10 protein-coding genes are annotated in these 11,263 nt (G+C 61.8%); 7 read left to right on the top strand and 3 right to left on the bottom strand.

The window, feature by feature from the left end:
• Positions 1 to 90 precede the first annotated feature (90 nt).
• Entirely contained in the window at positions 91 to 813 is a 723-nt protein-coding gene (locus OK411_RS21080; RefSeq protein WP_264365638.1) for a response regulator, read from the top strand.
• Positions 810 to 2,420, top strand: coding sequence for an ATP-binding protein (locus OK411_RS21075; RefSeq protein WP_125926497.1), 1,611 nt, complete (start codon positions 810 to 812; stop codon positions 2,418 to 2,420). The genes OK411_RS21080 and OK411_RS21075 overlap by 4 nt, the downstream gene beginning before the upstream one ends.
• Positions 2,421 to 2,527: 107 nt before the next feature.
• On the opposite strand, the gene OK411_RS21070 is transcribed toward OK411_RS21075, so the two are convergent.
• Positions 2,528 to 3,253: a 4'-phosphopantetheinyl transferase family protein gene (locus tag OK411_RS21070; RefSeq protein WP_264365637.1), complete on the bottom strand. Its 726-nt coding sequence runs from the start codon at positions 3,251 to 3,253 to the stop codon at positions 2,528 to 2,530.
• A gap of 152 nt (positions 3,254 to 3,405) precedes the next feature.
• Positions 3,406 to 4,197, bottom strand: coding sequence for a dienelactone hydrolase family protein (locus OK411_RS21065; protein ID WP_264365636.1), 792 nt, complete (start codon positions 4,195 to 4,197; stop codon positions 3,406 to 3,408).
• A gap of 143 nt (positions 4,198 to 4,340) precedes the next feature.
• On the opposite strand from OK411_RS21065, the gene OK411_RS21060 reads away from it, so the two are divergent.
• The 3 genes from OK411_RS21060 to OK411_RS21050 all read left to right on the top strand — a co-directional run bounded on the left by OK411_RS21060 (position 4,341) and on the right by OK411_RS21050 (position 7,113).
• Positions 4,341 to 4,946, top strand: a complete 606-nt coding sequence (locus OK411_RS21060) for a hypothetical protein (RefSeq protein WP_122707481.1) — start codon at positions 4,341 to 4,343, stop codon at positions 4,944 to 4,946.
• 146 nt (positions 4,947 to 5,092) lie between these two features.
• Positions 5,093 to 5,770, top strand: coding sequence for a response regulator transcription factor (locus tag OK411_RS21055; RefSeq protein WP_016773623.1), 678 nt, complete (start codon positions 5,093 to 5,095; stop codon positions 5,768 to 5,770).
• Positions 5,767 to 7,113 carry an ATP-binding protein gene (locus OK411_RS21050; protein ID WP_073472181.1) on the top strand — a complete coding sequence of 449 codons (1,347 nt, stop codon included), beginning with the start codon at positions 5,767 to 5,769 and terminating at the stop codon, positions 7,111 to 7,113. The genes OK411_RS21055 and OK411_RS21050 overlap by 4 nt, the downstream gene beginning before the upstream one ends.
• A 95-nt stretch (positions 7,114 to 7,208) precedes the next feature.
• On the opposite strand, the gene OK411_RS21045 is transcribed toward OK411_RS21050, so the two are convergent.
• The gene (locus OK411_RS21045) at positions 7,209 to 8,207 is read right to left on the bottom strand and encodes an AraC family transcriptional regulator (RefSeq protein WP_264365635.1); all 999 of its coding nucleotides are present in this window, start codon (positions 8,205 to 8,207) and stop codon (positions 7,209 to 7,211) included.
• A 346-nt stretch (positions 8,208 to 8,553) separates the two neighbouring features.
• Here OK411_RS21045 and OK411_RS21040 point away from each other — a divergent pair, with 346 nt between their 5' ends.
• Both OK411_RS21040 and OK411_RS21035 read left to right on the top strand, forming a co-directional pair.
• On the top strand, positions 8,554 to 9,888 hold the full coding sequence (locus OK411_RS21040) for a dicarboxylate/amino acid:cation symporter (protein ID WP_024013978.1): 1,335 nt from the start codon (positions 8,554 to 8,556) through the stop codon (positions 9,886 to 9,888).
• Between the two features lie 145 nt (positions 9,889 to 10,033).
• The gene (locus tag OK411_RS21035) at positions 10,034 to 11,215 is read left to right on the top strand and encodes a CaiB/BaiF CoA transferase family protein (protein ID WP_264365634.1); all 1,182 of its coding nucleotides are present in this window, start codon (positions 10,034 to 10,036) and stop codon (positions 11,213 to 11,215) included.
• The last annotated feature ends 48 nt before the right edge of the window (positions 11,216 to 11,263 follow it).

Genomic DNA, 11,263 nt, shown 5'->3' with positions numbered 1-11,263 from the left:
CTTTCGCGAGCAGGCTCGCTCCCACAGGTTTTGTCCGTGTCAGGCGATTGTCTTTCTTCTTTTAATAAAAACAGCAAGCAGAGGTCACCGGTGGAGCAACAAACCTGGCAGGTATTGATCGTCGAGGATGACCAGCGACTGGCCGAGCTCACCCGCGATTACCTGCAAGCCAATGGCCTGCGCGTGGAGATCGAAGGCGACGGTGCGCTGGCGGCGGCGCGGATCCTCAAGGAGCAGCCGGATCTGGTGATCCTCGATCTGATGCTGCCCGGCGAGGATGGCCTGAGCATCTGCCGCAAGGTGCGCAGCCAGTACGACGGGCCGATCCTGATGCTCACCGCGCGCACCGATGACGCTGATCAGATCCACGGCCTCGACCTCGGTGCCGACGACTACGTATGCAAACCCGTGCGTCCGCGCTTGTTGCTGGCGCGGATCCAGGCGTTGCTGCGCCGCAGTGACACACCGGAGCCGGCCGCGGAAAAATCCCGGCGTTTGCAATTCGGTCCACTGGTGGTCGACAACGCGTTACGCGAAGCCTGGCTGAGCGACAACGGCATCGAGCTGACCAGCGCCGAGTTCGACCTGCTCTGGCTGCTGGTGTCCAACGCCGGGCGGATTCTTTCCCGGGAAGAAATCTTCACTGCATTGCGCGGCATCGGCTACGACGGCCAGGACCGCTCGATCGACGTGCGTATCTCGCGCATCCGCCCGAAAATCGGCGACGACCCCGACCATCCGCGCCTGATCAAGACCATCCGCAGCAAAGGCTACCTGTTCGTCCCGGAAGCCTGCGCAGACCTGGCGCTGTGAATTCGATTTTCCTGCGCATCTACGGCGGCATGTGCGCCGCGCTGATTCTGGTGGCGGTGCTCGGCGTGCTGGCGCTGAACCTGCTCAATCAGGTGCGCAGCGAGCAATACCGCGAGCGTCTGGCCCACGGCACCTTCTCGCTGATGGCCGACAACCTGCAACCGATGAACCAGACCGAACGCCATCGCGCGTTGCTGGTGTGGGAGCGGCTGCTTGGTATACCGCTGACACTGAAGAAATTCGCCGAAACCGACCTCGATCTGGCCCAGCGCACCCGTGTGCTGCGCGGTCAGGCGCTGGTCGAGCAGACCGGGCCTCACGCGGCCAGGGTCTATCGGCTGATCAGCGAAAAAGAGCAAATGATGCTGGTGGGCGAGGTGCAGCAGATCAGCGAGCAACTGGCCCGGGCGACCATTTACCTGCTGGCCGATGAACTGGTGCGGGTACCGGTCGGCGAACAGCCCAAACGTCTGGCGCAGATAAAGCAGGAAAAGGGCTTTGGCTTCGATCTGCGTCTGGTCACGGTAAATGACGCCGACATGGACGAAGACCAGAGCCGCCGCGTGGCCGAGGGCGATACGGTGATGGCGCTGGGCAAGGGCGGCGATTCGATCCGCGTCTTCGCCGGTATGGTCGGCACGCCGTGGGTGCTGGAAATCGGCCCGCTGTATCAGATGAATCCGTACCCGCCGGAATGGCTGGTATTGATTGCCGCGCTGGGCCTGACCCTGATCGGCCTTATCGTTTATCTGTTGGTGCGTCAGCTCGAGCGACGTTTGCGCGGCCTCGAAGCAGCGGCCACGCGGATTGCCAAGGGCAGCCTGGAAACCCGTGTGCCGGCGCGCGGTGCCGACTCGGTCGGACGGCTGGCGTTGGCGTTCAATGGCATGGCCGAGCACCTGCAACAGTTGCTGGCGATCCAGCGTGAACTGGTGCGCGCGGTGTCTCACGAGCTGCGCACGCCGGTGGCGCGGCTGCGTTTCGGTCTGGAAATGATCGGCACGGCTACCACTCCGCAGGCGCTGGAGAAATACCGCGAAGGCATGGATCACGACATCGAAGACCTCGATAAACTGGTCGACGAAATGCTCACCTACGCACGACTGGAGCAAGGCTCGCCGGCGCTGACCTTCCAGCGCATCGATCTGGATGCGCTGGTCAATCAGGTGATCGCAGAATTGGCGCCGCTGCGCGCCGAGGTCACGGTGCAGCGCGGTTTGTGTCTGTCATCGGCCGACAATGACGGCGCGTGGGTCGAGGCTGAACCGCGTTATTTGCATCGGGCGCTGCAGAATCTGGTGGGCAACGCGATGCGCCATGCGCATTCGCAGGTGACGGTGAGTTATCAGGTCGGCCAGTTGCGTTGCCGGATCGACGTCGAGGATGACGGGCCGGGGGTGCCGGAGGTGGCGTGGGAGCGGATCTTCACGCCGTTTCTGCGCTTGGACGATAGCCGCACGCGGGCCTCGGGCGGGCATGGTCTGGGCTTGTCGATTGTGCGGCGGATCATTCACTGGCACGACGGCCGCGCGATCATTGGCAAGAGCAAGAGTCTGGGTGGGGCGTGTTTCAGTCTGAGCTGGCCGAGGAATCAGGAGCGCCGCTGAGATTCGGGATACCGCCTTCGCGAGCAGGCTCGCTCCCACATTTGAAATGCAATCCCCTGTGGGAGCGAGCCTGCTCGCGAAGGCGCCACAACAGGCAATGCAAAACTTCAGGCAGGAATGCTGACCAGACTCAACAACTGCCCATCCTGCACTGCAAACTGCGCCTCCAGCTCCGATCCGTTGCGCCATTCGCTGGACAAATCAGTCAGCAACCGCAGCCTGACCTGACCCGCCGCAGTCCATTCCAGCACTTCGGCATGCTCGAAATAAAAGCGCTGCTGCACGATCGGGTACAGCGCTTTGAATAAACTCTCTTTCACCGAAAACGTCAGGGTCACCCGCAGCGCCATTTGCTCCTGCGAGCCTGCCGCCATGCGCTGCATTTCCGCCGGGGTGAGAATTTCCCCGGCCAGGCGTTCAGCGCGCTCGTGACTCAACAGGTTTTCCAGATCCATGCCCAAGCCGCGCCAGTGTTGCTTGTTGGCGACAATCGCCGCCGCACGGCCAGTGCTGTGGGTGATCGAACCGCAGATGTGCGCCGGCCAAACCGGCGCGCGGTCTTCGCCAATCGGCGGGACGATATTCAGGCCTTCGAGTTGTTGCAGCGCGGCCCGCGCGCAAATGCGTCCAGCGAGAAACTCGGCCTGGCGCTTGGCCACCGAGCGCTGAATGCTCGGTGGCGCCAGCACAGCGCTGCGCTGGAAGTCATCGCCAAGCAGGCGTGCCGGGTCGAAGTGGGTACTGAGCAGCACGGTATCGGCCAGGACCGTCGGCAACGGCCAGTGGCTGTCGAGCGCAGTGCAGCAGGCGGGCAGGGCGGGGGTGGTATGCATGGCGGGCATTTTGCCGGTTAGTCGGGGCGAGGTCGAGATCGGCGGTGAAGCCTTCGCGAGCAGGCTCGCTCCCACAAGGGATCTTCTGGGCGACAGATATCCGGTGTGGGAGCGAGCCTGCTCGCGAAAGCCGCGCCTCGGTGGTTACTGACTCAACCGAAGATTTTCTGGAAGAACGCCTGCATATCCGCCCACGACTTCTCGTCCGCCGCCTTGTTGTAACCAATGTCCGGCCCGCCATGCTCGCCATGGCTCAGGCGATCGGCATCCGGATTGCTGAAACCATGCTTGGCGCCATCCAGACTGACGAACTGGTAGTCCGCCCCGGCCTTGTCCATCTCCGACTTGAACGCGGTGACGTGGTCCTGAGTGACCATGCTGTCCAGCGCACCGTGCTCGACGAGGATTTTCGCCTTCACACTGCCCGGAGTCGCCGGGGTCTTGGTTGCCAGCGCGCCATGGAAACTCACCACACCGGCCAGCGGCACACCCTGACGGGCGGCATTCAGCACCACGGCGCCACCGAAGCAATAACCGATGGCGGCGATCCTGTTCGGGTCGGTCTGCTTTTGCTTCTTCAACAGATCGAGCCCGGCGGCGAAGCGCTTGCTCGCCGCATCGGCGTCCTTGGTCGCTGCCTGCATGAAGGCCATGGCGTCTTTCGGGTGCTCGGTGTTCTTGCCTTCGCCATACATATCGATGGCCAGCGCGCTGTAGCCGAGTTCGGCGAGATCCCGCGCGCGGCGCTTGGCGTAATCGTTCAGCCCCCACCATTCGTGGACCACGACAACGCCGGGGCGTGGGCCTTTGATCGCGTCGTCGTAGGCGTAGTAGCCGATCAGTTGGCTGCCGTCGGCGCTTTGGTAGGGAATTTCTTCAGTCTTGATCGCAGCCTGGGTGAAGCTGCTGACTGCCAGCAAAGTGAGGGCGAGGAACAGGCGCATGGTCGGATCTCCTTATTGAAAGTGGTCAGAACAGCCTAGTCGATCCGGTTCAGGTCAGGTTCAGAGACGGTTCAGGGGCCGTACAGGGGCGGCTCAGTAACCTTGCGCCATACCCAAACAGCACTGTGAAAGAGGAAATACCCATGACTCGTTTAAACAAATTGCTGCTGGCTTTTACCCTGTTAGGCTCCAGCATCGCGGCGAACGCCGACGACACCAGCAACTTCGCCGGCCTGACGTTCGGCCAGACCAGCGACAAGATCGACAAGTCCCACGCGCTCAACAACAATCTCGGCAACCCCAACGTCACCGGGGCCATCGACGGCAACAACACCTACGGCATGCGCCTCGGTCAGCAAAACAGCCAGGGCCGCTACTACGCCACCTACGACAACGTTTCCGGCTCGCACAATGGCGTTAAACTGCGCCAGGAAAATCTGCTCGGCAGCTATGACCTGTTCTACCCGGTGGGCGGCAGCACCAAGTTGTTCGGTGGCGCCACGGCCGGTCTGACCAAGCTGACGCAGGATTCGCCAGGTTTCAGCCGTGACAGCGATATCGGTTACGCCATCGGTGGCCAGGTGGGTGTGTTGCAGCAAGTTTCGCAGAACACCTCGATAGAACTCGGTTACCGTTACCTGCGCAGCAACGCCAGCACCGAAATGAAAGAGAGCGGCGGCAGCAAACAGGGCTCGCTGGACTTGACCAGCAGCGCGCAGACCTACCTGTCGGCCAACTACTATTTCTAAGCGGTTGCCGCCGATTGAAGTGTGGGAGCGAGCCTGCTCGAAAGGGGTGTATCAGCCGACACTTGCTTGGCTGATCCACCGGATTCGCGAGCAGGCTCGCTCCCACAGGTAGTTGCCTGGAGAGTTCAAGTGATAGGGAGAAAGGCATGAAACTGTTGGTCGTCGAAGACGAGGCGCTGTTGCGTCATCACCTGCAAACCCGCCTGACGGAAAGCGGTCATGTGGTCGAGTCCGTGGCCAATGCCGAGGAGGCGCTGTACCAGACCGGCCAGTACAACTTCGATCTGGCGGTGATCGATCTCGGCCTGCCGGGCATGGGCGGCCTCGACCTGATCCGCCAGTTGCGCTCGGGCGGCAAGACCTTCCCGATCCTCATACTCACCGCGCGCGGCAACTGGCAGGACAAGGTCGAAGGCCTCGCCGCCGGTGCCGACGATTACGTGGTCAAGCCGTTCCAATTCGAAGAACTCGACGCACGCCTGAACGCATTGCTGCGCCGCTCCAGCGGTTTCACCCAGTCGACCATCGTTGCCGGGCCTTTGCTGCTCGACCTCAATCGCAAACAGGCCAGCCTCGATGAGCAACCGCTGGCGCTGACCGCTTACGAATACCGCATCCTCGAGTACCTCATGCGCCATCACCAGCAAGTGGTGCCCAAGGATCGCTTGATGGAGCAGCTGTATCCGGATGACGACGAGCGCGATCCGAATGTCATCGAAGTGCTGGTCGGCCGTCTGCGCCGCAAGCTCGAAGGCCCGGCCGGGTTCAAACCGATCGACACCGTGCGCGGCCTCGGTTACCTGTTCAATGAGCGCTGCACTTGATCCGTTCCCTTCGCGTTCGCTTGATGCTCGCCGCCACCACGTTGGCGGTGTTGTTCATGCTTGCCTTGCTGCCGGCGATGCAGGGCGCCTTCAGCCTTGCCTTGCAGGACTCGATCGAACAACGCCTGGCCTCCGACGTCACCACATTGATCTCCGCCGCGCGGGTGGAAAACGGTCGGCTGGTGATGCCGTCGCAATTGCCCGACGAACGCTTCAACCTCACCGATTTCCGTTTGCTCGGCTATATCTACGACCGCGACGGCAAGTTGGTGTGGCGTTCGAAAGCCACCCAGGAAGAACAGATCAACTACAAACCGCGCTACGACGGCCTCGGCAACGAGTTCGCGCGCATCCGCGAGGCCAGCGGTCAGGAGTTCTTCGTCTACGACGTCGAAGTCAAACTGCTCGGCGGCAAGAGTGCGGCGTTCAGCATCGTCGCTCTGCAACCGGTGCGTGAATACGAAACCACCCTCGAAGGCCTGCGGGAAAATCTCTATCTGGGCTTCGGCGCGGCATTGCTGGTTTTGCTGGCGTTGTTATGGATCGGCCTGACCTGGGGCCTCAAGGCCTTGCGCCGCTTGAGCCAGGAACTCGACGAAATCGAAGGCGGTACCCGCGAAAGCCTGACGGAGAAACACCCGCGTGAACTGCTGCGCCTGACCGGCTCGCTCAACCGCTTGCTGCTCAGCGAACGCCAGCAACGCAGCCGCTACCGCGACTCCCTCGACGACCTCGCCCACAGCCTGAAAACCCCGTTGGCGGTGCTGCAAGGCGTCAGCGAAGACATGGCCCAGCGTCCCGCAGACCGCGACCAGGCCTGGGTCCTGCAAAGCCAGATCGAACGCATGAGCCAGCAGATCAGCTACCAACTGCAACGGGCCAGCCTGCGCAAAAGCGGACTGGTGCGCCATCAGGTGCGCCTGCAACCAGTGCTCAAAAGCCTCTGCGATACGCTGGACAAGGTCTACCGCGACAAACATGTGCGCGTGACCTTTGATCTGCCGGAGCATTGCTACGTGCCGATCGAGCAGGGCGCCTTACTGGAAATGCTCGGTAACCTGCTGGAAAACGCCTACCGCCTGTGCCTCGGCGAAGTGCGGGTCAGCGTGCGCGAGTCCTTGGCCGGGATCGAATTGTGCGTCGAGGATGATGGCCCGGGCGTGCCACTCGATCAGCGTGCGCGAATTCTTGAGCGTGGCGAACGCCTGGACGCCCAGCATCCCGGGCAAGGGATCGGGCTGGCGGTGGTCAAAGACATCATCGAAAGCTACAACGCGCGTTTGGCTTTGGGTGATTCACCGATGGGCGGGGCGGCGTTCAGGATTCATTTTCCTGCGGTGTAAAGGTTGGCAGTGCCAGCCTCTTCGCGAGCAGGCTCACTCCCACCTTGAAACGCATTCTCCTGTGGGAGCGAGCCTGCTCGCGAAGGCGTCTGACTTCACAACTCCTGCGCCCGATAAGCCCCCGGTGTCAGCCCCGTCCATTTCTTGAACGCCCGATGAAACGCCGAAGGCTCAGAGAACCCGAGCTGCTCGGCAATCTGCTGCAACGACAGCTCCGCGCGGCCCAGATGATAGATGGCGATATCCCGCCGCAGCTGATCTTTCAGCTCCTGAAAACTGGTGCCTTCCTCACGCAAATGCCGCCGCAAGGTCTGCGGGCTGATATGCAGATGCGCGGCGACGGCTTCCAGATCCGGCCAACTCGCAGCGTCGCGACTGAGCAAGCGGCGCAGGCGGCTGCTCAGGCTGTCGCCGTCGTCGGGGCGTGAGAGCAGGTCGGCGGGGGAGCGCTCGAGAAAATGCTTGAGCGTGCGTTCGTCCTGCAACAGCGGCATGGCCAGGTAGCGACTGTGAAACAGCAGGCTGCTTTGCTCGGCATCAAAGGTCAGCGGGCAGGGGAACAGCAGATCGTATTCGCCGCCGTGCTCGGGGCGCGGATAGCTGAAAGTCGCCTGCTCGAGGCGAATGCGCTGGCCGATCAGCCAACTGCCGAGGCGGTGCCAGATCACCAACAGACTCTCGCTGAGAAAATGATCCGGGTCCCACCACTGCGCGTCGTCCAGGCTCAGACGCACCCAGTCGTCTTCGCGACGCAGGGTCAGGCGTGGAGCGTCGGGGAACAGGCTGTAAAACAACAAGCCACGTTGCAGAGCCTTCTCCAGGTTGCGGCAGTGAATTGAGGCGTGGCACATCATGGCGAAGCTGCCGGGCTTGCTCGGCGCGCTGCCGAAACCCAGGTATTCGTCGTCCAGCGCCAGCCACAAACCCTGAATCAGCCGGGTGAACTGCTCCGGGGCAATCCGCGCGCGGGGCTCGTCGAGCAATTCCGCGCTGATCCCAAGTTGCTGCAACAGGCCTGAATAATCCAGGCCGCGCCGGCGTGCACCGCCAAGGGCGGCACGGGCGAAATGGCTGGCGATGGTGCGTTCGCGCATAAGCGGCAATCCTTGTTCAGGCACCGATCGTAACGGCGGGCCGGCAACGCAACAAGGCGGATTTCCGCCAAATTGCAGGACGCCGAACGCTCAGTTGGCGGAAATCCGCCATGCCTCAAGTCACTGATTGGTGACAGGAAAATCCCGCAGGCCCTGATATCAAAAGGCTTGCTGCCATTCGCACCAATCTGGCACGACGTTTGCGATACAAGCCACAGAAGCGTGCATTTCTCCGCCCGGAAAAATGCCGTTCCAACAACAAATCCCTCCAGTGCAGGAGGGTTCGCAATTAAGGTTCAGCGCTCGACAGATGGATGTTGCCGCTGGACGCTTGAGGAAACCTGCAATGACGACTCGTCAGCCACTGTACAAATCCCTGTATTTCCAGGTGATCGTTGCCATCGCCATCGGCATCCTGCTTGGTCACTTCTATCCGCAGACCGGTGTGGCCCTCAAGCCACTGGGTGACGGCTTCATCAAGCTGATCAAAATGGTCATCGCCCCGATCATCTTCTGTACTGTTGTCAGCGGCATCGCCGGCATGCAGAACATGAAGTCGGTAGGCAAGACCGGCGGCTACGCGCTGCTGTACTTCGAAATCGTTTCGACCATTGCCCTGCTGATCGGTCTGGTCGTGGTCAACGTTGTGCAACCGGGCGCCGGCATGCACATCGACGTCACCACCCTCGACGCCTCGAAAATCGCTACCTACGTGACGGCCAGTAAAGACCAGAGCATTGTCGGTTTCCTCCTCAATGTGATCCCGAACACCATCGTCGGCGCGTTCGCCACCGGTGACATCCTGCAAGTGCTGATGTTCTCGGTGATCTTCGGCTACGCCCTGCATCGCCTCGGCTCGTACGGTCGTCCGCTGCTGGACATGATCGATCGCTTCGCCCACGTGATGTTCAACATCATCAACATGATCATGAAACTGGCGCCGCTGGGTGCGTTCGGTGCCATGGCGTTCACCATCGGTGCCTACGGTGTCGGCTCGCTGGTGCAACTGGGCCAGTTGATGATCTGCTTCTACATCACCTGCGTACTGTTCGTCGTGCTGGTGCTGGGTGCGATCTGCCGGGCTCACGGTTTCAGCGTGTTCAAGCTGGTGCGCTACATCCGTGAAGAACTGTTGATCGTACTGGGCACCTCCTCGTCGGAATCGGCACTGCCACGCATGCTGATCAAGATGGAGCGTCTGGGCGCGAAGAAATCGGTTGTTGGTCTGGTGATCCCGACCGGTTATTCGTTCAACCTCGACGGTACTTCGATCTACCTGACCATGGCGGCCGTGTTCATCGCTCAGGCGACCGACACGCACATGGACATCACCCACCAGATCACCCTGCTGCTGGTACTGCTGCTGTCCTCCAAAGGCGCAGCGGGTGTGACCGGTTCGGGCTTCATCGTGCTGGCCGCGACACTGTCGGCAGTAGGTCACTTGCCGGTTGCCGGTCTGGCGCTGATCCTCGGTATCGACCGCTTCATGTCTGAAGCCCGCGCACTGACCAACCTGGTCGGTAACGCTGTAGCGACCATCGTCGTCGCCAAGTGGGTCAAGGAACTGGACACCGATCAACTGCAGACCGAGCTGGCTTCCGGCGGTCGCGGTATCTCCGATGAGCGTGAAGAAGACGACCTGGGTGTGGCTGAAGGCCCAACCCCGAGCAATGTGAAGTAAGCATCGCTTGCACAGAAAAACCCGCCTCGGCGGGTTTTTTTGCCCCCGGAATTTGAGCGCAACGGTCACACCTGCTGACATTTGCGGTGATTGCCGCATCGGCAATGGCTGCCTAGGCTGAGTACATCGCCCAAGGAGTTCGCCCATGTCTGCACCGCTGGCCTCACTGAAGATTCTCGATTTCTCGACCTTGCTGCCGGGGCCGTTCGCCTCGTTGCTGCTGGCGGACATGGGCGCCGAGGTGCTGCGCATCGAATCGCCGACGCGTATGGATCTGCTGCGGGCGCTGCCGCCGCATGATGGCGGTGTTTCGGCCAGTCACGCCTACCTCAACCGCAACAAGCGCAGTCTGGCGCTGGATCTGAAACAGCCCGAAGCGCTGCAGATCATCAAGCAACTGCTGGGCGAGTACGACATCGTCCTTGAGCAGTTTCGCCCCGGGGTGATGGAGCGTCTGGGCCTGGGTTATGAGGCATTGAAGGCGATCAACCCAAAGCTGATTTATGTGTCGATCAGCGGTTACGGCCAGACCGGGCCGTACAAGGAACGCGCCGGGCATGACATCAACTATCTGGCGCTGGCCGGGCTTGCCAGCTATACCGGGCGCGCCGACAGCGGGCCGCTGCCGCTGGGCATGCAGGTGGCGGACGTGGCGGGCGGCTCGCTACACGGCGTGATCGGCTTGCTGGCAGCGGTGATTGCCCGTCAGCAAACCGGGCAGGGCACCCATCTGGATGTGAGCATGACCGACTGCGCTTTCAGCCTGAACGCCATGGCCGGCTCGGGCTATCTGGCCTGCGGCGTGGAACCGGGTCGGGAAGACCAGATGCTCAATGGCGGCAGCTTTTACGATTATTACCGCAGCCGGGATGGGCGCTGGATGTCGGTGGGCAGTCTGGAGCCGGCCTTCATGCAGCAATTGTGCACGGCGCTGGGCCGGCCGGAACTGGCCGCGCAAGGGTTGTCGCCCAGGCCTGAGCAACAACAAGCCTTGAAAGAGGCGTTGCGCATCGAATTCGAACGGCATGATTTTGCAGAACTGTGTGAGTTGTTCGCCGGGGTCGATGCCTGTGTCGAGCCGGTATTGAGTCTGGGCGAGGCGCTGCGGCATCCGCAAATGCAGGCGCGGGAGCTGGTGACCCAGGTACCGCGCGGCGATGGCACGACGCAGGCGCAGATGGCGTGTCCGTTGAAATTCTCTGAGGCGTTGCCGGAGCCAAGGCATGTTGGCGCGGGGTTGGGGCAGCATACGGACGAGGTGTTGGGGGAGTTAGGGTTGAGTGCTGAGCGGATCGCCGAGTTGCGTTCGGCCAGGGTGATTCTGTAGCGCTCATGCCGCCGCCTTCGGGGGGGGGGGGGGGGGCGCCCCTGTCAT

The sequence above is a fragment of the Pseudomonas sp. RG1 genome (genome assembly GCF_025910115.1).
GTDB classification, from domain to species: Bacteria; Pseudomonadota; Gammaproteobacteria; order Pseudomonadales; family Pseudomonadaceae; genus Aquipseudomonas; species Aquipseudomonas atacamensis.
This window is presented reverse-complemented; position numbering and strand designations above follow the sequence as displayed.